This is a genomic window from Hwanghaeella sp. LZ110 (genome assembly GCF_048892525.1).
In the GTDB taxonomy this organism is placed as follows: domain Bacteria; phylum Pseudomonadota; class Alphaproteobacteria; order UBA8366; family Aestuariispiraceae; genus Pacificispira.
The window spans coordinates 80,483-104,926 of record NZ_JBLZHT010000009.1; the positions used below are offsets into that span (position 1 = coordinate 80,483).

Consider the following 24,444-nt stretch of genomic DNA (forward strand, 5'->3'; position numbering starts at 1 on the left):
CGCGGCGAAACGTCTCTATCTAAGGGATCAAAGCCTATGCGGATTTCTTCAACGCGGGCTTTGCGCCGGTTACAGAAATACTCACACCCTCGCCTGTCCAGGCGCCAGGCCAGACTTCCGGTTGGGTCGCGCGCAGCTTGCGCACGATGTCGATGGGAATGTCCATGGCATGCAGGCGCGGGCCCAGCGGATCCCCCTTTTCAGCCTCGTGGAAGGGGCCGATCTCTGCAAAGCGGCCGGTGAAGCCCAATTCCGCCTCACAAGGCTGGTACACAGCCGCACCAGAGACGTTCTTGCGTCCTTCCCCCAGCGGCGTTGCACCAATGCAGCCGACCACGGCAACCGTGGTGAACAATTCGACTGCGCGCGCTTTTGCACAGCTAAACACCCGGGAATAGCCAGACATTTTCTCTGTCATCGATGGGCAGATGATCAGGTCCAGATCCGGTGCGGCCTGTGCCAACATGGATGACAGGATCGGCAATTCGATATCCAGACAGATGATGATGGCGCACCGCAGACCGTTCCACTCAAATACCTGCATCTGCTTGGCGGGCACGATGCCCCAGCTATCAGGGGCTTTCTCTGGCGGGGTCATGCACATTTTGCGCTGAACGAAGGGGGTGGTACCGCCCACGGTGAACAGATGCGCACCGTTATTGTAACCCCCCTTTCCATCAGCAACCGGCCAGGACCCAGCCATAATGTCCAGTTTATGCTTGTTCGCCAGGGCCTGAACGCCGGGAATAATCGCCTTGGCGGCTTCCGCCATTGCGGCTGGTTCCTTGGTGACGTCGATATCGGGCCCACAATAGGTCAGCCATTGTTCGGAAACATATTCCGGCGCGACCAGCAGGTCGCTGCCTGCGGCCTTGGCTTCGGTCGCAACGGTGTCCAATGCGTCCAGCCAGTCCTGAGGCCCGTTCAAAGTTTGCCCTAGATTGGTTGCCCAAAGGGTAATCGATACCGTATCGGTCATCGTCCTCACCTTACGTTCACAAGCCACGATCAGGTGGCGGTTAATCCATCGCGGATCGCGATTACCGCATTCAGGCTATCAAGTCCGAAGCTGTGGATCAAATAATCCGGCCAGGTCGATAATTTGACTGCCAGGAAATCCGCTTCAGGATCGATATAGATCAACTGACCGAAAACGCCGCGGGCCATATAGTCGCCGCGGTCCACGTCGTGCACCCACCATTGACGACGATAGGCCCCGTTGGGGGATGTCGCCAGATAGGGATCGTTAAATTTGGCGGCTTCGCCCGTGCGACAGGACTCGACCCACACCTTGGGAACGATCTGTTTATCGCCAACACGGCCACCTTGCAGCATCATCAGGCCAAATCGCGTGAAATCTCTCAGTGTGGCATTGAAGCCGCCGTCGGCCAGGGCTGTTCCGGCATGATCGACGGTGAAATAGCCATCCCGATCAGCGCCGATTTTGGACCAGATGCGATCAGACATCAGCTTCGCAAGACTGGTGCCGGTTTCACGTTCCAGAACCCAGGCCAGCATGTCGGTTTCGATCGAGCGGTATTCAAAACGCTCCCCATGGGGGCGCTCTTTCTGCAAGGTCTGAATGACATCCCGGATCGCTGGAACAGGCTCACCCGGATGCGGGGGGCGCCAACCGCTGGCGATATCGATCCGCGTCATGTCGGAATCGGGCAGGCCATAGTCTTCGACAAAGCGCACGCCGGTCTGCATGTCCAGCACCTGGCCCAGCGTTGCATCGCCATAGCCGCAATAGGCCAGTTCTGGGATGCGGTCGGCCAGTGGCGCGTCCATATCCAGCTTCCCTTCGCCATGCAGCACGCCTGCCAGCGTGCCGACCAGGGATTTAGATACTGATTGCGCCAGATGCAGGCTGCGCGGATGCATATCATTGAAATATTGTTCGGTGATGACCTGACCGCGATGCATGATCAGGAAGCCGTCGGTATAGGTTTCTGTCAGCATCTGTTTTATGGTTTTGGTCGTGCCGTCCAGGGCCGTGAATTTGACGCCCGATACGTCTTGATGGGCGCTGGGCAGGTCCTGAACCGGTCCGGTGCCGCGATCTACATCAACGGTAGGCAATAAGGCGCGCACATTCTGAAAAGACCATCGATTGAACGGGGGAAGATCCCAATTGCTGGATGTCGGTCGCTTTTCAGGACGCGGCGGGAACCCCTGCATGATCCCCAATTCCCGCGCAGTGTGGGGGCGTTGGCTGGGCATCGATGGGGGGACAGAAGGCATAAAGGGAATATCCAATTTTCTGACTTTCAAGAAGGAGGCGAGGCCCGGTTATAGGACCCGCCTCCTATCTCGAAAAGGCTTTACTGCTTCAGGCGGGTCCAAATCTTGTTATACAGGTCGACCGTTTCCTGTGGGCAGGGTTGCACGAAATCAGGCGTCGGCGCATCTGCCGGCATCACGATTTCAGGGGCGGACAGCATTTCCGGATCCATGAATTTGTCGCTGCCGGAGATACCATTCGCATATTTCGCGAAATCAGAAATCAGGGCCGCGTTTTCCGGATCCATGACGAAGTTTACGAACAGCTTGGCATTTTCCATGTTCGGTGCATCCGACAGGACGGCAACATTATCCATCCAGCCGGTGAAACCTTCCTTGGGATAGGCATAGGCCAGGCTGGGGCGCTGTGCGCGGGCCCGCATGGCAGCCCCGTTCCAGCTTTGCGACAGATCGACGTCGTTAGAGGTCAGTTTTTCGATGATGCTGTAATCCATCGTACGCCAATAGGGCTTGGCCTTCAGTAACAGTTCTGTGGCTTCTCTCAGTTGATCTTTGTCGCCGTTACAGCGGGGATATCCCAGATAGCGCAGGGCGGCGTTAATCACATCATTCATGTCGTTCAGCATGTTGATGCGGCCTTGCAGTTCCGGCGGTGGTTCGAACAGCAGCTTCAGTGTGTTGATATCACCGGTGTAGACCTTGGTATCAACGGTGAAGGATGTCGTGCCCCATTGCCAAGGCACGGAATAGCTGCGGCCCGGATCCCACCAGACATCGACCCATTTCGGGTCCATATTGCTGAAGTTTTCCATTTTGTTGGGCTCTACCTTGGCCAGCAGGCCTTCGCCGATCATGATCTTGATCATGTAATCGCCCGGCACAACGATGTCGTACCCCGTGCTGCCTTCTTTAACCTTGGCCAGCATGGTTTCGTTTGAATCGTAGCCGTCCAGCGTCACCTCGACGTCATAGGCTTTCTCAAACTTTTCGATCAGCTTGGGGTTGGTGTAGTTCCCCCAGTTATAGATGTTCAATTTACCAGCAGCATAGGCGCTGCTCGCCATTGCCAGACTGACGGCTGTCGCCGTGGCCAGGCCTAAAAGAGTACGCTTCATTTTTAACCCTCCTCTGTTATCAAGATACGGGATGGTCCCCGCACCCCTCGTTACTTGCGCTTTCGTCCCAGAATGAAAAACAGCGCAACAAACAACACCGACAGGCCCAGCAACAAGGTGGACACTGCGTTGATTTCCGGCGTGATACCGCGCCGGATTTGTCCCAGAACAAAGATTGGCAAGGTGGTTTCACCGGGACCTGCAACCAGCAGGGTGATGATCACGTCATCCAGCGACACAACAAAGGCCAGCATGCCGCCCGCAACGATGCCCGGCATCATCAGGGGCAGCGTGACCCGCCGGAAAACCTGCCAAGGGGTCGCATAAAGGTCGGTTGCGGCGGTTTCCATTACCAGATTCATATCCTCCAGCCGCGCGCGGATCGGCATATAGGCAAAAGGGATACAGAATACGGTATGGGCCAGCATCAGATAGCCAATGCCCGTCACGCCTGTCAGTTGCTTGATCAAAGAGAAAAATGCCAGGGTGGATACGGCGGTGACGATTTCGGGAATCATCAAGGGCTGGTTGATGATGGCATAGACCAGGGTCTGGCCCTTGAACGGCGGCACTCTGGTGGTTGCCAGGGCAGCCATTGTTGCAAATGTGGTGGCAAATACGGTTGCGACCAGTGCAACCTGCAAGGAAATCATCGTGGCGCGCCGAATTTCGTCATTCGCCAGGGCCGATTCATACCAGCGCAGGCTGAATTCGGTCCACAGTACAACAGATCGATTGTCATTGAAGGAGAAGGTGATCAACACCAGGATCGGCGCATACAGGAAGAACATGCAAATCCAGGCGATCTGATCAAATCCGGGCTGTTTGCGCAGATCCATCATGCGGCGGCGCGGTGCCGCTTTGCCGGTCTCAGCCATGTCGTGCCCCCTCCTTGCCGCTGTATCGGACATAGACAAGCAGGGCGATCATCACGACGGCCATCAGGATCAGGGCCGCGGCTGAGCCAAAAGGCCAGTTGCGGGAACTGCCAAATTGCAGGGCGATCAGGTTGCCGATCATCAGCTCCTTACCACCCCCCAGCAGTTCCGGGGTGATATAGGCACCCAGTCCCGGAATGAAGACCAGAATGCAACCCGCGACAATGCCGGGTTTGGTCAGCGGCAGAATGATATTGCGCAACACCTGAAAACGCGTGGCATACAGATCATATCCGGCTTCAACCAATTTAAAGTCCAGCTTTTCCAGGGATGCATAAAGCGGCAACACCATGAAAGGCAGATAGCTGTAAACCAAGCCAATGAAGACGGCGGTGCTGGTATAGAGGATGTTTATCGGATCATCGATCAGCCCGATTTTGATCAGGCTGATATTGATGATCCCCTCATCCCGCAAAATCAGCAACATGGCGTAGGTGCGGATCAGCAGATTGACCCAGAACGGCAAGGTTATCAGGAACAGCCAGATCGTGCGCTGTTCCCGGGGCTTGCTGGCGATGAAATAGGCTGTGGGAAATCCCAGCAAAAGCGCGCCGATCGTGGTGAAGAAGGCCAATGCGATCGACCGACCGTAAATCTGTAGATAGGAGGTTGAGAAAGTCAGCGTATCGTCGAAAATATCCCGTTCGAACAGGAATTGCAGATACCCCTCGCCAGACAGTTTCCAGACAACACCGCCATAGGTGTCGGGCGATAGAACGGAATACAGAATTGTGATCGTCAGGGGAAACAGCCCGACGATGCCGATGACCAGGACTGCGGGCGACAACAGGAACCGGCGAGTCTTGCGGGCGCGGTCTTCATGGGCCGCTTTGGCATGGGCCAAACGCTGCGCTGCGTTATCCAGTGTCGAAGCGTTTGATCCCGGCGCGTCCATCAGTCGATCAATACCTGTAAGTGTTCGTCGGGAAAGATCAGGCCGATCGCCTCGCCGGGATTACCGCCACCGGAACTGCTGCGCGCGATAACGTCGGTCCCATCTTCCAGGGTGATGTGGGTATTTGTGCCCGACCCGAAGTAGACGACGTTGGAAATCGTACCGGAAACGGTGCAGTTTGAATCACTTTTGTCACACAGGCGGACATTTTCCGGCCGTATGGCGACACTGACCGAACCGGGCTTTAGCGTGTCCGATGAAAGGCGGGCCTTCACCTCATTGCCTTTGCTCAGTCGGATCGTACCATGTCCATCCGATACGCTGAGCATTTCGGCGTTCATGATGTTGATGTCGCCAATGAAATCCGCCACGAAACGGCGTGCCGGATGATTATAGATATCCTTTGGACCGCCGACCTGCAGAATATGACCGGTATCCATGACCGCGATCCGGTCCGACATGGTCAGGGCTTCTTCCTGGTCATGGGTGACAAAAACGAAGGTGATCCCGGTTTCGCTTTGCAGGCGTTTCAATTCGATCTGCATTTCCTTGCGCAGCTTCAAATCCAGCGCGGACAGGGGTTCATCCAGCAGCAATACCTTAGGGTGTGGGGCCAGCGCACGGGCCAGCGCGACGCGCTGTTGTTGTCCACCCGACAGTTGGTCGGTACGTCGGTCGGCCAGTTTGCCCATTTGCACCAGGGCCAGCATCTTCTTCACAGCGTCGTCGATTTCGGCCTTGGGCTTATTCAGCATTTCCAGGCCGAAGGCGATATTCTGTGCCACCGTCATATGGGGAAACAGGGCATAGTTCTGAAACACGGTATTGACCGGTCGCTTATAGGGCGGCAGGTGGCCGATTTCCTGACCATCCAGCAAAATAGACCCCTTGGTGGGCAATTCAAAACCAGCGATCAGGCGCAACAGGGTTGTTTTTCCACAACCCGATGGACCCAACAGGGTGAAAAACTCGTTCTCGCGGATCGTTACTGATACATTGTCCAAGGCGGTGACAGCATAGCTGCCACTGCCGAAGCTTTTGGTCACGTTCTCCGCCGTGACCATAGGCCGCTCCGACTTTTCCCCAGACGGTTTCGATGCGTCGGAAAGAGTGCTTGTCTCGCTCATTTTAAAGTCCCCTGTTGAGAATTGTTCTATTGCTATCTGTCACATGATCTGACGTGTCATGTTTGTTTAAACAAGATATGCGATAGTCATCTCTAGCGTTAAAACGGTACGCCGCCCCATGCGGTCCCGTAAATATCCCCCTAGGGGTAGTATCCTGGGGGAATGTGCAGTCTGTCGCAGGCTGACCGGCCCATGTTCAGACCCTCTCGATGCCGGATAAGGCACTTAAAAACAAAGAAAACAGTTCGCTTTGTGACGATATCTGCAATTTCCTGTACATGTTCTTGCGATGGATTTTAACCGTGCCTGGGCTGATCGAGATTATTCGCGCAATTGATTTTGATGAATGGCCTTTCAGAATCAAACTGGCGATTTCCCGTTCCCGTTCGGTCAGGTGATCGGTTCCAAAGCGGGCCAGAGCGGCATCAATCTCTTCGGCAGGCACCCCTTCTTCAGAGGGTCCAGAGTTATAGGTCTCATGCACGAAATGGCGCCTGTTTAATGCGCTGAAAATTGGTAGAACGCGCCGGAATTCGGTGATTTCGCGTGCGGTAAATCTGGGTTCGTCTATCAATCGACCGATGGAATAGAACAAATGTTTGCCCGCGGGCAGGTCGATCAGGATCGCCATTTCGTCGCGCAATCGAATCGAATGGTAATATTGTTTGAAATAGGTCGACTGCTGGAATCGATCGGGCGCAACGTCATTCAGCCGCAGCGCGTCACACGGGGCATGGTCCCGATAGGCGACATAGAATGGATCCAACAGATAGGCCCCGTCCAGATAACGATCCACGACCTCTGCGCGGCGCTCTACGCGCACATTGTCATACAAATGGACAGGCCGCCGCGTGCCGTTCAACAGCGTCAGAAGGCACCCTCTGAACGGCGCGATGTATCGCAGATAGTCCAGTCCCGTTGGTATGAAGTCAGCCGTCCCTACGGATGAAATCGCCGCCGCCAGCGCTTCCTCCACGGTATCTGTCTTTGGCCTAGCCAAATGATACACGCAATATCGTTCCCTGTTTTAATCATCCCATCCCTAAAGGGATATTTACGCGCAACGCGTAATTGCCTCATGCTACGCTAAAATATACCGATCTGAGAAGGGGAGTCTGTCGGAAATGCTGACTATTCAAACCGATAAGCATAAATTGCGGGATGCAAAGACAGAATTGCATGGTGGATTGCTGGTGCCTCCGTTTGAATGCCCTGCCCGGGTTGATCGAATCTTAACCCGTGTGCAGCAGGTGAATCTGGGGCCGGTACAAGAACCGGATGACTTTGGGCTGGACCCGGTTCGCCGCATTCACGATGGGGAATTTCTGGCATTTCTGGCTGGATGCTGGGATGAATGGCAGGCAGCAGGCTTTGAAGGGGAAGCCATCGCGACCTCTTGGCCGGCGCGGCGTATGCGCGTGAAGCCGCCAAGCTTCATCGATGGCAAGATCGGTTACTATTGCCTGGCGTCTGAAACCGCGATCAGCAATGGCACCTGGGAGGCGGCGCAGGCCAGTGCCAATGTTGCCCTGACGGCTCAGGCTGCGATTGCCAAAGGGGCACAATCCGCCTTCGCCCTGTGCCGCCCGCCGGGACATCATGCTGCTGCGGATATGTTCGGCGGCTATTGTTTCATCAATAATGCCGCCGTCGCCGCCCAGGCCTTCCTGGATCAGGGTGCGTCGCGCGTTGCCATCCTGGATGTGGATTTCCATCATGGAAATGGCACGCAGGATATTTTCTATGGTCGGGATGATGTATTCTTTCAGTCGCTGCATGGCAGGCCGGAGGATGCCTTCCCGTATTTCCTGGGTTATGCCGATGAGAAAGGCGCTTCTGCAGGGGAAGGGTTCACGGAAAACTATCCCTTGCCGCCTGGTACGGCCTTTGATGCCTGGGGGGATGCCCTGGCGACATCAATCAAACGCATTCACGATTATGGCCCGGATGCGGTGGTGATTTCGCTGGGCGTGGATACGTTCAAGGACGATCCGATTTCGTTCTTTAAACTGGAAAGCGATGATTACAAAACCTATGGCCGGATGATCGCCGGACTGAACCGTCCAACTCTGTTTGTCATGGAAGGCGGCTATGCCGTCGAAGAAATCGGCATCAACGCCGTGAATGTTTTGATGGGGTATGAAGACCGATGAGTGAGACCCGCAGTCTGACCGTTGCCGCAACTCAATTCGCCTGCAGTTGGGATATTGAGGATAACCTGAACAAGGCAGAGGCGCTGGTGCGTCAGGCTGCTGCGAAAGGGGCGGGGCTGGTCCTGTTGCAGGAATTGTTCGAAACCCCGTATTTTTGTCCAGATCAGAAAGCCAAGTATCTGGAATTGGCCCAGCCGATGGAGGGGAATCCCCTGATCGCGCGTTTTTCGGCCTTGGCAAAGGAATTGGGGGTGGTGCTGCCCATCAGCTTTTTTGAGCGTTGGCACAACACTTTCTTCAATTCCATCGCAATTGCGGATGCGGATGGAATTGTGCTGGGCCTGTATCGCAAGAGCCATATCCCGAATAATCCGGGCTATCAGGAAAAATTCTATTTCAGTCCTGGCGATACCGGTTTCAAAGTGTGGGACACCGCCGTTGGGCGGATCGGGGTCGGCATTTGCTGGGATCAGTGGTTCCCGGAATGCGCCCGGATCATGGCCCTGCAAGGGGCGGAGGTGCTGCTGTATCCAACGGCGATTGGCAGTGAACCCTCTGCGCCCGATTATAGTTCCAAACCGCATTGGCAACGGACCATGCAGGGACATGCTGCGGCCAATATCATGCCATTGCTGGCCAGCAACCGGATTGGTTCGGAACAGCATGAGACGGCGGATATGACATTCTATGGCGGGTCATTTATCGCCGATGAGACGGGCGGTCTGGTCGCTGAAGCTGACGGCGAAAACCAGGGTGTCATCACGGCAACGTTTGATTTGGATGCGATCCGCTCCATGCGGGCATCCTGGGGTGTGTTCCGGGATCGGCGCACAGACCTTTATGGCCCGTTACAATCCCTAACAGGAACGCGCTAGAGCAATAGCTAGCATGATGGTCTAGCGCAGGAATGCCCCAAAAAACTGGTTCAGGCCACCTTCTAGCTGTTTGTTCAGGTCGACCGCCATTTCTTCCGTCATCTTGTACCAGACACCTTCCCGTTCGTTCAGGGTAATGTCTTCGGCAACAGAGCGTTTGCGTTCCACTGTTGTGGCAGAAGCCGCCGTTGTCCCCGCATCCGGGTTTTGGGCGCTCATCTCAACGACCAGATGTGCGTCATATCGCTGAGCCTGATCGACCGTCACCAGACCGGTCAACCCGGTCGACGTTTTCAGGGGGACTTCAACAACGCTGGCATCCTTGATGGTGAAGATCAATTCACCACTAGTGCCGACAGGCTCTAGGCGGTCTTTGGCCCATTGTGCGGCCATTTGCATGGGGGGCACGGGGAATTCGCCGTCGACATTCGGGGCCGTGGTTTGGTTCTGATAGGCCTCAACCACTGTGATTTTGGCGACATCCAGCTTGATCTTTGGAAGATGGGCAAAGGTGATGTCCGCATAGCGCGGTACTGAAACTGGCGTTGTGCATGCCGCCAACAGTCCTGCCATTAAAATCAAAAAGCCACGCCGTATCATTGCCATTTCCTTATGTTTGCCGCGTTCCGTCTTGGTCTCATGATTCTGATGATTGCCGCAATCATCCCGGATCAATGCGGCGACAGTTAGGCAGATGTATGTCCCAGATCCGCATCGGTGAAGACTTCGGTGCGGGAACAGAATTCACACGTCACCTCATAGGTTCCATCGTCTGTTTTTAAGTCTTCCATCGATCCCGGTTCCAAGGATTTCAGCACATTCTCGATCTTTTCGCGTGAACAGCGACATTCTTCCGTGATCGCACGGGCAGGAAATACCCGCACCCCGTCTTCATGGAACAGGCGGAACAGCAATTCGTTGGGGATCAGGTCCGGATCCATCATTTCCTCTGGTTTGGCAGATTTCAACAGCACCATGGCGCGTTGCCATGCATCCTGATCGGCATAGCCGATGCTTTTATCGCCCCCTTCTTCCGGCAGGCGCTGAACCAGTAAGGCGGCGGCCCCAATGGTTCCATCCGGGCGTCGCCCTGCAGACAGGTTCACTGCCGAAGCGAACTGGTCGGATTGTTCAAAATAGCGTTGCACGCATTCGGCAACCGTCGCCCCTTCCAGCGCAACAATCCCCTGATAGCGTTCCATGTCAGCGCCCTGATCCACGGTAAAGGCCATATAGCCAGCCCCCAGCAATTTTGGGATCGGGGCGGCAATGGCTTCATGCAGGGGCGGTACCTCGCCCTTGATCTGGGCATAGCCCCGCATTTTTCCGTCGCTGGTCACATCCGCGACCATCATCGGTACCGGTCCATCACCCTTGGTTTGTAAGGTAAAAACGCCATCAAACTTTAAGGCGGCGGCCAGACCGGCACATAAGGCCAGCATTTCCGCCAGCATATACTGCACGGCATCGGGATAGCCGTGGCGCGACAGGATCGCATCGACCGATGGGCCCAGCTTGACCATGCGCCCATGCAGCCCGGTTTTATCGATCATATAGGGCTGGATACAATCGTCCGTCGGCCCGCCGGTATCCAGGCTGTTTGGATCAGTCATGTGTATAGGATCGGCCATGATGGCTTACCTTCTTTCTTATGCTTAAGAGTTTGGTGCTCAGATCTTGTTCAGGCACCACAGCAAGATGCCCTTTTGGGCATGCAGGCGATTTTCAGCTTCATCCCAGATCACCGATTGCGGGCCGTCAATGACGCCCTCTGTCGCCTCTTCACCACGGTGGGCGGGCAGGCAATGCATGAAAATCGCATCGGGGGCGGCCTTGGCCATCAGGGCCTCGTCCACCTGAAAGGGTTTAAGCTGATTGTGGCGCACAGGTGCGTCGGTATCGCCCATGGAGACCCAGACATCCGTCACAACACAATCGGCACCGGCGACGGCATGATCGGCATTATGCAGGATTTCCAGCTCGCATCCTTGTTCGATGGCCCAATCTACCACATCGCGGGGCGGTTGAAGCTCCTCCGGGCAGGCGATGCGCAGTTTGAACCGGAACCGGGCGGCGGCATGAATCCAACTGGTGGCCATATTATTGCCGTCACCCGCCCAGGCGACAGTCTTGCCCGTGATCGGACCGCGATGCTGTTCATAGGTCATGACATCGGCCATCAACTGACAGGGATGGGTGCGGTCTGTCAGGCCATTAATAACTGGAACCGTCGCGTATTCCGCCAGTTCCAGCAGCTTTTCTTCGGCGGTTGTGCGGATCATGATGGCATCGACATAGCGGGACAGGACGCGGGCGGTATCGGCAATCGTCTCCCCCCGGCCCAATTGCGTTTCCGCTGGGGTCATGACGACAACATCGCCGCCCAATTGCTTCATGCCCACGTCAAAGCTGATCCGCGTGCGGGTCGAGGGCTTTTCAAAGATACAGGCCAGGACCTTCCCCGCCAAAGGTTTGGCAGCGGACGGGGCTGGATTGCGCACGGCGTTTCCGCCATCCAGCATGACCCGCAAGGTTGCTTCGTCAAAGTGGTCCAGATCCAGAAAATGTTTAGGCTGCATCATCATTACTCCAGGCCCCGGCGACTGTATCGATCAGGGCAATAGCCTCATCAATCTGTGCTTCAGTCACGATCAGCGGGGGCAGCAGGCGGATGACATTTTCCCCAGCCCCAACGGTCAGCAGTCCCGCATCCCGTAAGGCGTCGATGACTTTCAGGTTGCTGACATCTGGTTGACAGACCAGGCCCTGCATCAGACCTGCACCGCGTGCGGCTGCAAAGACTGTGGGGTGACGGGCAACCAGGTCTTCCAGGCGGGACCAGAAATATTGGCCCGTCTTTTCAACGCCCTCCAGGAATCCGGGGGCCTGGATGACATCCATCACCGCATTGCCAACTGCCATTGCCAGCGGATTGCCGCCAAATGTCGTGCCATGGGTTCCGGGTGTCAGACCCTGGGCTGCTGCTTCTGTCGACAGAATGGCCCCCATCGGGAAGCCGCCGCCAATGCCTTTTGCTGTAGCGATTGCGTCGGGTTTGATATCAGCCCATTCATGGGCCCACATTTTGCCGGTTCGACCATTGCCGGACTGCACTTCGTCCAGAATCAACAACAGACCGTATTCGTCCGCTGTCTGGCGCAATTGTTTCAGATAATCCAGCGTTGCCGGGCGAATGCCGCCTTCACCCTGAACCGGCTCCAGCAGGATCGCGCCAGTTTCGGGTGTGATGGAATCGCGCAGCATGTTCATATTTCCAAACGGAACATTATCGAATCCGTCGACTTTGGGCCCAAACCCATCCAGATATTTCTTGTTGTTGGCCGCAGCAATCGTCGCCAGAGAACGCCCATGGAACGCACCATCCACGGTGATCACGCGATACCGTTCCGGATGGCCCGAAACAGAGTGATAGCGGCGGGCCAGCTTGATCAGCCCTTCCAGTGCTTCAACGCCGGAATTGGTGAAAAAGACGCGATCGGCGAAGGAGGATTCCGTCAGCCGCTTGGCCAAACGCTCCCCTTCCGGAATCGTGTATAAGTTCGATGTATGCCACAGCTTGGCCGCCTGATCCTGCAAGACCTTCACCAGATGCGGATGGGCATGGCCCAAACTGTTGACGGCAATCCCGGCATAGAAATCGAGGTATCGTCGCCCCGTCGTATCCCACAGATAGACGCCCTCCCCACGCTCCATCGCAATCGGCGACCGGGCATAGGTGTTCATCACTGCGGATTGGGTCGAGTCAGACATCTCCTCGTTCTCTCTTTCTGCTAAGGGACACTTCGGCGGACCTATACCCGACGAAGCAAAGGCGGGAAAGTGCCGGGCAAGGGAGTTTCTGTCAATGAGATAGAGATTAAACCTTACTGAAAAACCGCTACAGGCCGTAAAGTTGGGGGCTCAAGAAACCAGGTGCAGCGTTTGTGCAACCTTTTCGCGCAACAGGGGCAGCACATCTGTATCAAACCACGGGTTTTTGCGTTGCCAGGCGACGGTGCGCCAGGATGGGTGGGGTAAGGGCAGAATACCTGCTTGCAGGTGATGCTGAAAGTTGCGAACCGCCTGTGTCATGGTCTGGCCTGACCCCAGATAGCGCCGTTGGGCATAGCTGCCAACCAGCAGGGTCAGGGTCAGGTTTGGCAGATGCGCGCGCAGCCGATCATGCCATGTTGGCGCGCATTCCGGGCGGGGCGGCATATCGCCCCCCTTTGGATTGCGCCCCGGATAGCAAAAGCCCATCGGCATAATGGCGACCTTTTGGTCATCATAGAAATGGTCCGGGTTGATCTGCATCCAGTCTCGCAGACGCTCCCCCGATGGATCATTCCAGGGAATCCCGGTTTCATGAACCTTCGTGCCCGGCGCCTGTCCAATGATCATCAGCCGCGCGGATGGTGTCATACGCACAACCGGTCGCGGCCCTAATGGCAGATGGTCGGCACATAGGGTACAGGCGCGTACCTCTTTCAACAGGGTATTCAGGCTCATGCGGTATAGCGCAATATCTGGTCGACGACCTGGGGCACCATTTCAGTGGCGGGGCCATAGACGCCATCATCAAACAGGCTTGCCCCTTCCGATGGTTCCAGGCTGATTTCGACCGTTTGCGCCGTCCCGGCCTGGCGGACGGTTTGCACAAATCCAGCCGCTGGATAGACATTGCCAGACGTGCCGATGGACAGAAACAGGCCACATCGCCCCAGCGCCTCCGCGATTGTATCCATCATGAAAGGCATTTCGCCAAACCAGACGACATGGGGGCGCATCCCGCCCTTGCGACCACAGGAAACGCAACTGGTCTGGACCGTTAAATTCATATCCCAAAAAGAAACGGCATTGCAGCTGCTGCAGCGGGCCTTCAGTAATTCGCCATGCATATGGATCAGATTCCGGCTGCCGGCGCGTTCATGCAGGTCGTCGATATTCTGGGTGACCACCAAGACCTCTGCGGGCCATTCCCGCTCCAGCCTTGCCAGGGCCTCATGGGCCGCATTCGGTTTGATGGCGGGGTCCAACAGGCCGCGTCGTCGGTCGTTGTAGAATTCATGCACGCGGTTCGGATCGGTCTTAAAGGCTTCGGGCGTGGCGACATCTTCTATCCGAACCGTCGCCCAGATGCCGTCTGCATCGCGAAAGGTCGACAGGCCGGATTCTTTCGAGATGCCAGCTCCGGTCAGTATCACAATAGGAAAGGCGCTGTTGCTTTCTGTCATCGTGACGTCATGATATCCAAGGTTCGTATGTCTTACGAGAGGCGATTCGATGACAAAAACAAAGCCCCATCGCGTTCTTATGGTTTGTACCGGAAATATCTGTCGTTCCCCCAGCGCGGAAGTCGTGTTGCGCCATATGGCTGAGGATGCGGGCCTGGGCGATAGAATATCAGTCGACAGCGCCGGCACTGCCGACTGGCATACTGGTGAGTCCCCCAGCCGTCTAGCCGTCGTTGCGGGTCAGGCGCGGGGCTATGATTTCAACGGCGTCAAGGCCAGACCATTGCAGGCTACAGATTATCAGGAATTCGATTTGATTTTGGCCATGGATGAGGGGCATCACGCCATTTTGATGAAAGCCTGTCCAAACACGGCGCACCATAAGATAAAGATGTTTCTGGAACGGGCGCCCCAGGCTGGTCGCGTGGATGTTCCCGATCCCTACTATGGGGATATCACTGATTATGAATACGCGCTGGATCTGATTGAAATGGGATGCCGTGGCTGGGTAAGCCACCTGCAAGGCACTGCGTGACTCCTGATGTACGACGCAGGGCGGAAGCCGCACTGGGGTCCAGAATCCGGCACAGTCAGCCCCTGAGTGGCGGAAACATAGCCCAGGCCACCCGTATTGCAACCGATGATGGGCGGGATTTGGTCGTCAAGCATATGGTGCCGCGACGGCAATCGCCGCATCCTACCTTCGGAACTTTGCCCAAGGCGACGCTGAAGGATGAGGCTTTTATGCTGGACCGGTTGCGCCAAACGGGTGTGGTCCCGGTTCCAGATGTCGTTCATGTGGCGCCGGATTTACTGATTCTAACCTTCGTGGACTGCGATCAGGAGGCCCTGTCGAATACGGGGCAGACTGCGCTGGCCGATGTCCTTGCGGCATTGCATATCCATACGGCAGCGCGTTTTGGCTTCGACAGGCCAACGCCAGTTGGTCCAGTGCAACGCCCCAATGCCTGGAGCGAGGATTGGCTGTCATTCCTGCGCGATCAGCGATTGATGTTTTTCGGGCATTTGGCACAACAGGCGGGGCGTCTGCCCGATGGCTGCTTCGCGGGGCTTGAAAAGCTTTGCACCCAGCTGGATCGATGGATACCGATGAACCGGCCGCCCAGCCTGATCCATGGCGATCTTTGGATTGGAAACATCCTGTTTCGACAACAGCGTTTAGCAGCCCTGATCGATCCAGCCACTTATTATGCCGATGCAGAGATTGAATTGGCCTTTCTGCCCTTGTTCAGCGGCGTCGGGGCTGCGTTTTTTGAACGATATCATGCGCATCGACCCATCGACCCCCTGTTTTTTGAAGAGCGCCAAATGCTGTATCAATTGGAGCCATTGCTGGCCCATGCTATGTTTTTCGGTGGCGGCTATGGCACACGCGTCCATCAGATTGTCCGGCATTACGGGGGGTAAGCAGGCGCTTGACCTTATTTAAATTCAAAAAACCATCGATCCGGCTTATCGCTATTGGGGGCAGTGCGTTTGCTGCCCTGATGATCGCCATTGCCTTGATCCTGTATCCGACTGTGCCCCCGATGGGCGAAGGCAGCCGTTTTATGGTGCATCAACCTGCTGGCATAACGCCAGGACACCCCTTCGCCTTCCGGGATCCGGATCGATATGTGCTGATTATTTATGTCAATGGATCGACCGCGGAATCCAAGCCTGATCCGTGTAACACCAGCAGGCCGGGCATCAATATTCCAAAGACGGCGACGGATTTGGTGGGACAGCGGATTGGGGGGTATGAAATTCTGCTGTATGCTTTTTGCACCCCGACCAAGATTGGGGGGTTTAATCAGCCCGATGGCGATGGCGTGCCCAAGGTGATCCGCCGCGCTGATGAACTTCAGGCCTTGCTGGCCTATATTGCACGCATCGGGTTTCCGCCCGAACGCACCTTTGTCATGGGGCAATCGGCAGGGGGGTGGGCCGGTCTGCTGGTGCAACGACGGGATCAGACACCAGTCGCCGGTCTGGTCGCATTCGCCCCGGCATTCGCGGGGCATACCGGACGCCGCAAAGACGTCTGGCAGCAGGAGCGGGACCGCCAGGCCGCCTATATCGCCCAGGCATCCCGACTGAATGCGCTGGTATTTGGGTTCGAACAGGATCGGTTCGAGCCGCCCCAGGTGATGGGGTGGTTGCGCGCGATTCCGGGTGTCACCTATGTCACCCTATCTGGTCGATCCCTCTATGGCATGGATTGCGAGAACAAGGTTCCCCATGCAACGGTCTTTAAAGACTGTTTCCGGTATTTTCAGCAGCGTCGGATATTGGATTATCTGGCCGCGCAGCTACCCGCCGCAGTTCCGCAGATGTAGGTTCTTGATCTGAAATGCAGGATGTTTACGGCCAGGTCGCCAAAGGGGGCAGGGACATCAAAACCGCATCAGGATTGCCGCCTGTCATCAGGCCGAATCGCGTTCCGCGATCATAGACCAGATTGAATTCGGCATACAGGCCACGTTTTTCCAACTGCCAGGCGCGATCCGCATCCGTCCAGGGTTCACCCAAATGCCGGCGCACCAGGGCCGGATAGATATCCAGAAAACATTTTCCGACATCCTGTACGAAGGCAAAATCACCATCCCAGTTGCCGGAATCCAGGTAATCAAAGAAGATCCCGCCGACACCGCGCGCCTGATTCCGGTGCTTGATATAGAAATATTCGTCACACCATTCCTTGTATCGCGGGTAATTCGCACAGGAATGGGCATCGCATGTGGCTTTCAGGGCCGCATGAAAATCCGCTGTATCCTGTGGGATTTCGACCATGGGGTTCAAATCCGTGCCACCGCCGAACCAGTTTTTCGACGTGACAATCATGCGCGTATTCATATGGATCGCAGGCACTTTGGGGGAGCGCATATGCGCCACCAGGGAAATGCCGCCAGCCCAGAATTTCCCATTGCTTTCTAAAGCACCTGGGATTTCGGTGCGGAATTGTTCGGAAAAAGTGCCATGCACTTCAGAAATATTGACCCCCACCTTTTCAAAGACACGGCCGTTCCGCATCACGGACATGACACCACCGCCGCCCTGGGAGTCTGATTCATCAGGCCGTTGCCATGCCTTGCGTTCAAAGGTTTTCGCAGGCAGGTCGGCATGGGGCAGGTCAGAGGGCAATTCCGTTTCAATCTGTTCGAACGCGGCGCAGATTTGATCCCGAAGACTGCGGAACCAATCCGTTGCCTTGGTTTTCCGGCTCTCTAATGCCTCAGTCATGCGCAGCTCTCCCATTATGTCCTGATTTAAGCAGGGTGTTTTGTGTCAATATTACTTTACATACAATGTCGCGCCCTATTGGGGAAGTCCATCGGTTGCGCGCAAGGCTTCGGCCACCATCATGCCGGCAGACATTGCAACATTCAGGGATCTTGCCTCTGGTCGCATCGGAATGCGCAGGCGCGCACCAGCGGCATTATGAACATCTATGGGAACCCCGGCCCCTTCTGACCCAAACAGCAATATGTCGTTGGTGTGATATTCGAATTGGTAGGCTGATACCGCCCCTTTCGTCGTGGCCAGTACCAGGCGTTCCGGTCGGGCCGCACGAAAGGCATCCCAATTGGCGTGGCGTGTCAGATGGGCACTGGCAATATAGTCCATTCCCGCACGGCGCAGTTTAGCGTCCGTCCAGACAAAGCCACATGGCTCTATCACCTCCAACGGCACGCCGAAACAGGCGCATAGTCTTAAAATCGCCCCGGCATTCTGGGGAATATCGGGTTGGAACAAGGCGACGCGCAAGGGCATGGACTCTGGCACCTGGATAATGTGACGGGGCTCAATAGGGACTGCATTTGCCTGAGCCTGTCAATTGTGACCATGCGACACTTTCAATCCGGGAAACAATACAGTATACGAAGCCATGGCTGGGGGTTCGAGCCAGCAAAATCAAGGTGGATTTCCAATTTCGTGAAATCCTCTATGGTTAGTGTTGCGGCAGGTTGTCGCAAACAGGCTCGATATTCCTGGTGAAGGTTCTATGGTTGACACTGGGCGTCGAGGTTTTTTTTGACGCCCAAAGGCTCTTAAGGGTTTCGAGGGGAATCGAAATGGCGGAAGCAACGCAGCCGGATTCGGATCACGAAGAAGATTCGGGACGGCGGGACTTTTTGAATTATCTGGCCATCGGTGTTGGCGCAGTCGGTGCGGCATCCTTTGCCTGGCCGGTCATCAACAGCATGAACCCATCAAAAGATGTCTTGGCATTGGCCTCTATTGAGGTGGATCTGAGCCAGATTGATGTAGGCTCCGCTATCAAGGTTGTATGGCGCGGCAAGCCTGTGTTCATCCGCCACCGCACCGAAAAGGAAATTGAAGAAGCCAAAGATGTTGATATCAGCACGCTGATTGATCCGGAAACGGATGCGGAGCGTGTTAAAGAAGTGCAATGGCTGATTGTTGTCGGTGTCTGTACGCATCTGGGCTGTATTCCGCTTGGCACCGCTGATGGGGAGCCTCGCGGTGAATATGATGGCTGGTTCTGTCCTTGTCACGGGTCGCATTATGATTCGTCTGGCCGCATCCGCAAAGGGCCGGCGCCGAAGAATCTGGTGGTCCCGACATATACATTCCTCACCGATTCCACTGTGAAAATCGGGTAACGGAGGCTTCTGAAATGAGCAATCATCCCGCCCCTAATTTCAAGAACCCGGTGATCCGGTGGGTCGATTCCCGCCTTCCCGTGTTTTCTTATGTACATGCCGAATATGGCGTGTTCCCGATGCCGAAGAACCTGAACTATTTCTGGAATTTCGGTGCGCTTGCCATGGTCGTACTGATGGTGATGATCCTGACCGGGATCATGCTGGCCATGCAATACACGCCCAATGTCGACCTGGCCTTTAATTCCGTTGAACGCATTATGCGCGACGTGAATTCAGGCTGGCTGTTGCGCTATATCCACATGAATGGCGCGTCGATGTTCTTCATCGTCGTCTATATCCACATTTTCCGCGGTATGTATTACGGATCTTACAAGAATCCGCGGGAATTGCTCTGGATTTTGGGTGTTGTGATCCTGGTTCTGATGATGGCGACTGCCTTCATGGGCTATGTGCTTCCCTGGGGCCAGATGAGCTTCTGGGGTGCGACGGTGATCACCAACCTGTTTTCCGCCTTCCCGTTGATTGGGGAGTCGATTGTGCAGTGGTTGTGGGGCGGCTTCTCCGTCGACAATCCCACACTGAACCGCTTCTTTGCGCTGCACTATCTGCTGCCCTTTATCATCATCGCGGTGGTCGCGCTGCACGTTGTCGCGCTGCATATCGTGAAATCAAACAACCCGGATGGGGTTGAGGTGCGCGGTCCCCAGGATACGGTGCCTTTCCATCCGTACTTCACCGCCAAGGACTCGCTGGGCCTGGCAGTATTCCTGCTGGTCTTTGCCTTCTTTGTGTTCTTCGCACCAAACTATATGGGGCACCCCGATAACTATATCGAGGCGAACCCGCTGGTCACGCCGCCGCATATCGTGCCGGAATGGTACTTCCTGCCCTATTACGCCATCCTGCGGTCGTTTGTGGACGGGTGGTGGATCTATGAGATCTTCTTTGGCTGGTGGGCTGCCGCGAAACTGGCTGGTGTGTTGGCCATGTTTGGCTCGCTGATCATCGTCGCTGTTCTGCCTTGGTTGGATACTTCCAAGGTGCGCAGCTGCCGCTATCGGCCGATTTACAAATGGGCGGTGATCCTGTTCCTGATCGATTTCATCATTCTGGGCTGGGTCGGCGGTAAGCCGGCGGAAGAGCCCTATGTGACGATCGCTCAGGGCGCGACAATGTATTATTTCTTCCACTTCCTGATCCTCACCCCGTTGATCGGATGGATTGAACGCCCCAAGCCGCTGCCTGCCAGCATCTCTGAACCTGTTCTGAAAGCCGGAAGCGGTGCCCAGTTTGCAGGTGCCTCTGCCGCGAAGATGGAGAAGTCCTGATGCGTAAATTCGGATTATCACTTGCTGCCGCAGCGCTGTTGACACTGGGTGTCAGCGGCCAGGCATCGGCCGCAACCGGCGCACATCCGCCAACAACGGATTATAGCTTCACCGGCTTCTTCGGCTCTTTTGAACGGGCGGAATTGCAGCGGGGATTGCAAGTCTACAAGCAGGTCTGTGCCGCCTGTCACGGTATGGATTTGGTTCACTATCGTGATCTGGTGGATTTGGGATATTCCGAAGACCAGATCAAATCCTTTGCGGCGACTTTTCAGGTCACGGATGGGCCCAATGATGATGGCGACATGTTTGATCGTCCCGCAGAACCGTCAGATGCTTTCATCAGCCCGTTCGGCAACGAGAAAATTGCGGCAGCCAGCAATGGGGGCGTCGTGCCGCCAGATCTGTCGCTGATCGTGAAAAGCCGCGCCCAAGGTTATGGCGGCATTGGGCAGAACTTCCTGGCGATGCTGCAAATCAAAGGCTATGCCAGTGGCACGGATTATGTCTCTCACTTGGTTGGTTCTGGTTATGTAGAAGAGCCTACCTTGGAAGATAAAATGCTGTGCATGCCGCAAAATGCGGGTGAATCAGACGAGGCCTACAAAACCCGTCTCGAAGAGCATCAAGGCCCGCCTGGAACCTATTTCAACAAATGGTTCGCCGGGTGCTATCTCAAGATGCCCCAGCCGCTGTATGAAGACTCGATTGAATATGAAGACGGCACTCCCGCCACCAAGGAACAGATGGCCCATGATGTCGCCGTGTTCCTGACCTGGGCGTCAGAGCCGGCTTTCGAAACCCGCAAAGAAACCGGCATCAAAGTGCTGTTGTTCCTGGCGGTCTTCACGGGCCTGATGATTGCGGTGAAACGCAATGTCTGGCGGAATGTGAAACACTGAAATCGCGTTTCATCATGAATGATGGGAAAGCCCGCGCCATGGCGCGGGCTTTTCTTATTAGTGTGGTGCGCGGACATTTGGAATCACCAGGATCCCTTTATCGGCCTGTCGGCTAGGAGAGGGCGCGCAGGCGATGTGGTTCATCGTCAAGAGCTCTCGACGCCGTCCGACAGGTCGATAAAGGGACCAAAGGCGCTGTTTGCGGCGCTCCGGGCCGCGTCGCCTTCCGCTCGCGATGCCCCGCATCGCTTCGCGAAACGCTCCTAACCGAAGCACCGCAAACAGCGTCCTGGTCGTTCCCAAATAACCGCGCACCACACTAGGGCATGGATTACAGAACGCTGCGGCTTCTTAAGACCCTAAGCGTCGACAGGATTGCCAGCGAATCATCCATTGCGTCATGGGCTTTGCCGTCCGGTTCCAGGCCGACCAGCTTGGGTAATTGATTGGAATGGCTGGTCGCAAATTCAGGGCCTGCACGCCGCCCCAGAATCTCTGAAATCTCAGCAAAGCGTGCCCATTTCGGCGGTTTGACACCGTGCAGTTTGCAGTTCTCTGCCAGAACATCGGGGTCGCCCGAATAGGACAGGATGGCGCGGGCTCCCTCACAGAAATCCATGAACACATCCAAAGCTTCTTCAAAATCGAAGCCTTCGGTATCAATGGCATCCTGATCAATTCCCGTCAGGGCGATGATATAGTCTGATAGCTGGGGGTTTTTGACCGGCGTCACCAACATGACCAGACGCCCGACTTCCGTCAGTTTGGCATCGTCCTTCACCCGCACGGCGCCGATCTGTATGATTTCCCGTGCCTCCCAGGGTTCGGACCAGCCCCGCTCCAGGCTTCCCTCCCAGGCTGTGAATTCAAGGTCGAACAGGACGAACTCGCCCCCCTTTTTGTCGGGATGGAACGGGTCTTGCGGGTATGTCGTGGTATCGTTCATAGGTCCAATGCACGCATCAATCGGTTAACAGCTTCCGGCATCGCATCGATTGGTACTGCGGAAAATCCCAACAGTAGACCCCGGTCTGTGGTTTCGTCGGCATAGTAGGCGCTTAACGCCGATACAGCCACCCCCAGTTCGGCAGCGCGGCTCTGAATTTCACGGTCGCTGATACCGGGGGCAACATCGGGTGTGAACCGCGCCAGCAGATGCATTCCCGCCTCTGACGGGGCAATGATAATCCTGTCCCCCAAGCGGTCTTTCAGCATCGCATCCAGGGCGGCCCGGCGTTCCGCATACAGCCGCCGCATGCGCCGCAAATGGGCGGCGAAATGCCCTTCCTCGATAAAGGCGGCCAGGGCGGGCTGGGCGATGGTGGAGGGATGATCGTCCAGCGCGGCACGGGCCAACCGAAAGGGTTCCGCCAAATCGGCCGGCACCACCAGGTAGCCGATGCGCAAGGATGGAAACATGACCTTGGAGAAGGAGCCTGCATAAACAACGCGTCCATCACGATCCAGCCCCTGCAATGCAGAAAGCGGACGACCTGAATAGCGATATTCGCTGTCATAGTCGTCTTCCAGCACCCAGCCATCGGTGCGTTGCGCCCAGTCCAACAGCTTCAACCGCCGCGCCAGGGTCATGGTGACGCCTAACGGATATTGATGGGAGGGTGCGACACAGACAAGGCGCGCGCCTGGAACCTTGGCTTCGCCCGCATCGATATCGATGCCTTCCAGATCGACCGGTGCCGTCGCGGGCCGGATCCCCGCCCCCAGCAAGGCCCCGCGCACGCCTGGATAGCCAGGTTCTTCCATCAGGGCGACGTCGCCTTCATCCAACAGAACATGACAGGCCAGGCCGATTGCCTGTTGAACGCCAGCGACGATGATCACCTGTTCCGCCTCGCACCGCACCCCTCTGGCGGTTGCCAGATAATCCACAATGGCTTGGCGCAGGGGCAGATAGCCCGCAGGTTCCGCCTGGGCCAACAGGGCACGCGGTGGCCGTCGCCAGGCCTTGGTCATCAACCGGGACCAGACGTCGAACGGGAAGCTGTCCAGATCCGGCAGGCCGATGGCAAAGGCAGGTGTACCGCGATTGCTGCGCCCGCCGCGAAGCGCAGCCAGCCTCGCCCCCCGCTGGGACAGTCCCTGCCGGCGGGGCTTTCGCGCCCCTGGATTCTGATCCACCTTGCGCAGGGATAGCGCGTCTTCGGGCAGTTCGTCGGAAACGAAGGATCCAGCCCCAACCTTTCCCACCAGATACCCTTCGGCAAAAAGCTGGTCGAAGGCACCGGTCACTGTGTTTCGGGAAATCGCCAGTTCGCGCGATAAGGTCCGGCTGGACGGTAGGCGCGATCCGGCCTTCAGGCGCCCATCCAGGATCAGCGCCCGCATCTGGTCATAGAGCTGACGATGCATAGGCTCCGCCGCGTGACGGTCCAATGATAGGGGTAGGACGGTGCCATCTGAAACACGCCGCGCCATTGCCGGATGCCCGAATTGTTAAGTGGACCCATACAATCTTCCAATTCGGCCCTTACTCGCAAGCCATTTATCGATCATACAGGCGACAGTTTCGAAGTCTGATAAGGATTTACTCAATGACCGACCTGATCATCCGCCCGATCACCGCTGACGACTATAAGGGCTGGGACCCGCTGTATCTCGGCTACGCGGAATTTTACAAAGTCGCCAGCAGTGTGGAAAAGCGCCGCATCGTGTTTGATTGGATTCTGGACCCCAACCATGTTGTTGAGGGACTGGTGATAGAGCGGCAGGGTCGCCTGATCGGGCTGGCCCATTATCGCGAAATGCCAAGGCCTCTGCACGGCATGATGATGGGGTTCCTGGATGACCTTTTCATCGCTCCCGACGCACGGGGCGGGGGTGTCGGATTGATCATGTTTGAGCATCTGAAACAAATCTGTCGGGATCGGGGCTGGACAGTGATGCGGTGGCTGACCCAGGATCACAATTACCGTGCCCGGGCGCTGTATGATCAGATCGGCGCAAAGTCACTGATGAATCTGTATGAAATGACTGTTGAGTGA

Annotated in this window: 26 protein-coding genes; 9 read left to right on the forward strand and 17 right to left on the reverse strand. The window is 56.1% G+C overall.

All coding sequences use genetic code 11. From position 1 onward, the window contains the following. Window positions 1-34 precede the first annotated feature (34 nt). The 7 genes from ACOSDM_RS16755 to ACOSDM_RS16785 form a co-directional block, all read right to left on the reverse strand. Window positions 35-979: a nitrilase-related carbon-nitrogen hydrolase gene (locus ACOSDM_RS16755; RefSeq protein WP_420725703.1), complete on the reverse strand. Its 945-nt coding sequence runs from the start codon at window positions 977-979 to the stop codon at window positions 35-37. A gap of 29 nt (window positions 980-1,008) precedes the next feature. Then, on the reverse strand, window positions 1,009-2,244 hold the full coding sequence (locus ACOSDM_RS16760; protein ID WP_420725704.1) for a serine hydrolase domain-containing protein: 1,236 nt from the start codon (window positions 2,242-2,244) through the stop codon (window positions 1,009-1,011). A gap of 80 nt (window positions 2,245-2,324) precedes the next feature. Beyond that, entirely contained in the window at window positions 2,325-3,359 is a 1,035-nt protein-coding gene (locus ACOSDM_RS16765; protein ID WP_420725705.1) for an extracellular solute-binding protein, read from the reverse strand. 50 nt (window positions 3,360-3,409) lie between these two features. Next, window positions 3,410-4,237, reverse strand: coding sequence for an ABC transporter permease (locus ACOSDM_RS16770; RefSeq protein WP_420725706.1), 828 nt, complete (start codon window positions 4,235-4,237; stop codon window positions 3,410-3,412). Continuing rightward, on the reverse strand, window positions 4,230-5,192 hold the full coding sequence (locus tag ACOSDM_RS16775; RefSeq protein ID WP_420725707.1) for an ABC transporter permease: 963 nt from the start codon (window positions 5,190-5,192) through the stop codon (window positions 4,230-4,232). The genes ACOSDM_RS16770 and ACOSDM_RS16775 overlap by 8 nt, the downstream gene beginning before the upstream one ends. Further along, on the reverse strand, window positions 5,192-6,319 hold the full coding sequence (locus tag ACOSDM_RS16780) for an ABC transporter ATP-binding protein (protein ID WP_420725708.1): 1,128 nt from the start codon (window positions 6,317-6,319) through the stop codon (window positions 5,192-5,194). The genes ACOSDM_RS16775 and ACOSDM_RS16780 overlap by 1 nt, the downstream gene beginning before the upstream one ends. A gap of 196 nt (window positions 6,320-6,515) precedes the next feature. Then, complete coding sequence (locus tag ACOSDM_RS16785) at window positions 6,516-7,328, reverse strand: LuxR C-terminal-related transcriptional regulator (protein WP_420725709.1); 813 nt, start codon at window positions 7,326-7,328, stop codon at window positions 6,516-6,518. A 115-nt stretch (window positions 7,329-7,443) separates the two neighbouring features. On the opposite strand from ACOSDM_RS16785, the gene ACOSDM_RS16790 reads away from it, so the two are divergent. Together ACOSDM_RS16790 and aguB are read left to right on the forward strand one after the other, a co-directional pair. Then, window positions 7,444-8,472 carry a histone deacetylase family protein gene (locus ACOSDM_RS16790; protein WP_420725710.1) on the forward strand — a complete coding sequence of 343 codons (1,029 nt, stop codon included), beginning with the start codon at window positions 7,444-7,446 and terminating at the stop codon, window positions 8,470-8,472. Further along, complete coding sequence (gene aguB / locus ACOSDM_RS16795; RefSeq protein ID WP_420725711.1) at window positions 8,469-9,347, forward strand: N-carbamoylputrescine amidase; 879 nt, start codon at window positions 8,469-8,471, stop codon at window positions 9,345-9,347. Before ACOSDM_RS16790 ends, aguB begins: the two co-directional genes overlap by 4 nt. Before the next feature lie 21 nt (window positions 9,348-9,368). Here aguB and ACOSDM_RS16800 read toward each other — a convergent pair whose 3' ends face one another. The 6 genes from ACOSDM_RS16800 to ACOSDM_RS16825 form a co-directional block, all read right to left on the reverse strand. Continuing rightward, window positions 9,369-9,947, reverse strand: coding sequence for a hypothetical protein (locus ACOSDM_RS16800; protein ID WP_420725712.1), 579 nt, complete (start codon window positions 9,945-9,947; stop codon window positions 9,369-9,371). Between the two features lie 86 nt (window positions 9,948-10,033). Beyond that, window positions 10,034-10,978, reverse strand: coding sequence for an Hsp33 family molecular chaperone HslO (locus ACOSDM_RS16805; protein WP_420725713.1), 945 nt, complete (start codon window positions 10,976-10,978; stop codon window positions 10,034-10,036). Between the two features lie 39 nt (window positions 10,979-11,017). Next, entirely contained in the window at window positions 11,018-11,929 is a 912-nt protein-coding gene (gene argF / locus ACOSDM_RS16810) for an ornithine carbamoyltransferase (protein ID WP_420725809.1), read from the reverse strand. Further along, complete coding sequence (locus ACOSDM_RS16815) at window positions 11,916-13,118, reverse strand: aspartate aminotransferase family protein (protein ID WP_420725714.1); 1,203 nt, start codon at window positions 13,116-13,118, stop codon at window positions 11,916-11,918. The genes argF and ACOSDM_RS16815 overlap by 14 nt, the downstream gene beginning before the upstream one ends. Before the next feature lie 150 nt (window positions 13,119-13,268). After that, complete coding sequence (locus ACOSDM_RS16820) at window positions 13,269-13,856, reverse strand: uracil-DNA glycosylase family protein (protein WP_420725715.1); 588 nt, start codon at window positions 13,854-13,856, stop codon at window positions 13,269-13,271. Continuing rightward, window positions 13,853-14,581: an NAD-dependent deacylase gene (locus ACOSDM_RS16825; RefSeq protein ID WP_420725716.1), complete on the reverse strand. Its 729-nt coding sequence runs from the start codon at window positions 14,579-14,581 to the stop codon at window positions 13,853-13,855. The genes ACOSDM_RS16820 and ACOSDM_RS16825 overlap by 4 nt, the downstream gene beginning before the upstream one ends. A 49-nt stretch (window positions 14,582-14,630) precedes the next feature. Here ACOSDM_RS16825 and ACOSDM_RS16830 point away from each other — a divergent pair, with 49 nt between their 5' ends. The 3 genes from ACOSDM_RS16830 to ACOSDM_RS16840 are packed head-to-tail and all read left to right on the forward strand — an operon-like array spanning window position 14,631 to window position 16,920. After that, complete coding sequence (locus tag ACOSDM_RS16830) at window positions 14,631-15,116, forward strand: low molecular weight protein-tyrosine-phosphatase (RefSeq protein WP_420725717.1); 486 nt, start codon at window positions 14,631-14,633, stop codon at window positions 15,114-15,116. Further along, window positions 15,113-16,009 (forward strand): fructosamine kinase family protein, encoded by an 897-nt coding sequence (locus tag ACOSDM_RS16835; protein WP_420725718.1) that lies wholly within the window; start codon window positions 15,113-15,115, stop codon window positions 16,007-16,009. Before ACOSDM_RS16830 ends, ACOSDM_RS16835 begins: the two co-directional genes overlap by 4 nt. A gap of 8 nt (window positions 16,010-16,017) precedes the next feature. Then, window positions 16,018-16,920 (forward strand): hypothetical protein, encoded by a 903-nt coding sequence (locus ACOSDM_RS16840; protein WP_420725719.1) that lies wholly within the window; start codon window positions 16,018-16,020, stop codon window positions 16,918-16,920. Window positions 16,921-16,945: 25 nt separating this feature from the next. Here the strand turns inward: ACOSDM_RS16840 and hemF are convergent, their stop codons facing one another. Both hemF and ACOSDM_RS16850 read right to left on the reverse strand, forming a co-directional pair. After that, window positions 16,946-17,824: an oxygen-dependent coproporphyrinogen oxidase gene (gene hemF, locus ACOSDM_RS16845; protein WP_420725720.1), complete on the reverse strand. Its 879-nt coding sequence runs from the start codon at window positions 17,822-17,824 to the stop codon at window positions 16,946-16,948. Between the two features lie 75 nt (window positions 17,825-17,899). Beyond that, window positions 17,900-18,355 carry a tRNA (cytidine(34)-2'-O)-methyltransferase gene (locus tag ACOSDM_RS16850; protein WP_420725721.1) on the reverse strand — a complete coding sequence of 152 codons (456 nt, stop codon included), beginning with the start codon at window positions 18,353-18,355 and terminating at the stop codon, window positions 17,900-17,902. 302 nt (window positions 18,356-18,657) lie between these two features. On the opposite strand from ACOSDM_RS16850, the gene petA reads away from it, so the two are divergent. From petA to ACOSDM_RS16865, 3 genes are read left to right on the forward strand one after another with little or no spacing between them, the layout of a single operon-like run. Continuing rightward, window positions 18,658-19,209, forward strand: coding sequence for a ubiquinol-cytochrome c reductase iron-sulfur subunit (gene petA / locus ACOSDM_RS16855; protein WP_420725722.1), 552 nt, complete (start codon window positions 18,658-18,660; stop codon window positions 19,207-19,209). A 14-nt stretch (window positions 19,210-19,223) separates the two neighbouring features. Then, window positions 19,224-20,540 carry a cytochrome b gene (locus ACOSDM_RS16860; protein ID WP_420725723.1) on the forward strand — a complete coding sequence of 439 codons (1,317 nt, stop codon included), beginning with the start codon at window positions 19,224-19,226 and terminating at the stop codon, window positions 20,538-20,540. Next, window positions 20,540-21,442 (forward strand): cytochrome c1, encoded by a 903-nt coding sequence (locus ACOSDM_RS16865; RefSeq protein ID WP_420725724.1) that lies wholly within the window; start codon window positions 20,540-20,542, stop codon window positions 21,440-21,442. Before ACOSDM_RS16860 ends, ACOSDM_RS16865 begins: the two co-directional genes overlap by 1 nt. A 331-nt stretch (window positions 21,443-21,773) precedes the next feature. Here the strand turns inward: ACOSDM_RS16865 and ACOSDM_RS16870 are convergent, their stop codons facing one another. Next, window positions 21,774-22,388 carry an exonuclease domain-containing protein gene (locus tag ACOSDM_RS16870; RefSeq protein ID WP_420725725.1) on the reverse strand — a complete coding sequence of 205 codons (615 nt, stop codon included), beginning with the start codon at window positions 22,386-22,388 and terminating at the stop codon, window positions 21,774-21,776. Continuing rightward, a complete protein-coding gene (locus tag ACOSDM_RS16875; RefSeq protein WP_420725726.1) occupies window positions 22,385-23,878 on the reverse strand; it encodes a PLP-dependent aminotransferase family protein in 1,494 nt (497 codons plus the stop codon). Before ACOSDM_RS16875 ends, ACOSDM_RS16870 begins: the two co-directional genes overlap by 4 nt. Before the next feature lie 116 nt (window positions 23,879-23,994). Between ACOSDM_RS16875 and ACOSDM_RS16880 the strand changes: the two genes are divergently transcribed. Then, complete coding sequence (locus ACOSDM_RS16880) at window positions 23,995-24,444, forward strand: GNAT family N-acetyltransferase (protein WP_420725727.1); 450 nt, start codon at window positions 23,995-23,997, stop codon at window positions 24,442-24,444.

What these genes read in the sequence shown, in the direction of transcription:
- ACOSDM_RS16755 (WP_420725703.1), bottom strand. Translation starts at nt 979, where the DNA reads ATGACCGATACGGTATCGATTACCCTTTGGGCAACCAATCTAGGGCAA.
- ACOSDM_RS16760 (WP_420725704.1), bottom strand. Translation starts at nt 2,244, where the DNA reads ATGCCTTCTGTCCCCCCATCGATGCCCAGCCAACGCCCCCACACTGCG.
- ACOSDM_RS16765 (WP_420725705.1), bottom strand. Translation starts at nt 3,359, where the DNA reads ATGAAGCGTACTCTTTTAGGCCTGGCCACGGCGACAGCCGTCAGTCTG.
- ACOSDM_RS16770 (WP_420725706.1), bottom strand. Translation starts at nt 4,237, where the DNA reads ATGGCTGAGACCGGCAAAGCGGCACCGCGCCGCCGCATGATGGATCTG.
- ACOSDM_RS16775 (WP_420725707.1), bottom strand. Translation starts at nt 5,192, where the DNA reads ATGGACGCGCCGGGATCAAACGCTTCGACACTGGATAACGCAGCGCAG.
- ACOSDM_RS16780 (WP_420725708.1), bottom strand. Translation starts at nt 6,319, where the DNA reads ATGAGCGAGACAAGCACTCTTTCCGACGCATCGAAACCGTCTGGGGAA.
- ACOSDM_RS16790 (WP_420725710.1), top strand. Translation starts at nt 7,444, where the DNA reads ATGCTGACTATTCAAACCGATAAGCATAAATTGCGGGATGCAAAGACA.
- aguB (WP_420725711.1), top strand. Translation starts at nt 8,469, where the DNA reads ATGAGTGAGACCCGCAGTCTGACCGTTGCCGCAACTCAATTCGCCTGC.
- ACOSDM_RS16800 (WP_420725712.1), bottom strand. Translation starts at nt 9,947, where the DNA reads ATGATACGGCGTGGCTTTTTGATTTTAATGGCAGGACTGTTGGCGGCA.
- ACOSDM_RS16805 (WP_420725713.1), bottom strand. Translation starts at nt 10,978, where the DNA reads ATGGCCGATCCTATACACATGACTGATCCAAACAGCCTGGATACCGGC.
- argF (WP_420725809.1), bottom strand. Translation starts at nt 11,929, where the DNA reads ATGATGCAGCCTAAACATTTTCTGGATCTGGACCACTTTGACGAAGCA.
- ACOSDM_RS16815 (WP_420725714.1), bottom strand. Translation starts at nt 13,118, where the DNA reads ATGTCTGACTCGACCCAATCCGCAGTGATGAACACCTATGCCCGGTCG.
- ACOSDM_RS16820 (WP_420725715.1), bottom strand. Translation starts at nt 13,856, where the DNA reads ATGAGCCTGAATACCCTGTTGAAAGAGGTACGCGCCTGTACCCTATGT.
- ACOSDM_RS16825 (WP_420725716.1), bottom strand. Translation starts at nt 14,581, where the DNA reads ATGACAGAAAGCAACAGCGCCTTTCCTATTGTGATACTGACCGGAGCT.
- ACOSDM_RS16830 (WP_420725717.1), top strand. Translation starts at nt 14,631, where the DNA reads ATGACAAAAACAAAGCCCCATCGCGTTCTTATGGTTTGTACCGGAAAT.
- hemF (WP_420725720.1), bottom strand. Translation starts at nt 17,824, where the DNA reads ATGACTGAGGCATTAGAGAGCCGGAAAACCAAGGCAACGGATTGGTTC.
- ACOSDM_RS16850 (WP_420725721.1), bottom strand. Translation starts at nt 18,355, where the DNA reads ATGCCCTTGCGCGTCGCCTTGTTCCAACCCGATATTCCCCAGAATGCC.
- petA (WP_420725722.1), top strand. Translation starts at nt 18,658, where the DNA reads ATGGCGGAAGCAACGCAGCCGGATTCGGATCACGAAGAAGATTCGGGA.
- ACOSDM_RS16860 (WP_420725723.1), top strand. Translation starts at nt 19,224, where the DNA reads ATGAGCAATCATCCCGCCCCTAATTTCAAGAACCCGGTGATCCGGTGG.
- ACOSDM_RS16865 (WP_420725724.1), top strand. Translation starts at nt 20,540, where the DNA reads ATGCGTAAATTCGGATTATCACTTGCTGCCGCAGCGCTGTTGACACTG.
- ACOSDM_RS16870 (WP_420725725.1), bottom strand. Translation starts at nt 22,388, where the DNA reads ATGAACGATACCACGACATACCCGCAAGACCCGTTCCATCCCGACAAA.
- ACOSDM_RS16875 (WP_420725726.1), bottom strand. Translation starts at nt 23,878, where the DNA reads ATGGCGCGGCGTGTTTCAGATGGCACCGTCCTACCCCTATCATTGGAC.
- ACOSDM_RS16880 (WP_420725727.1), top strand. Translation starts at nt 23,995, where the DNA reads ATGACCGACCTGATCATCCGCCCGATCACCGCTGACGACTATAAGGGC.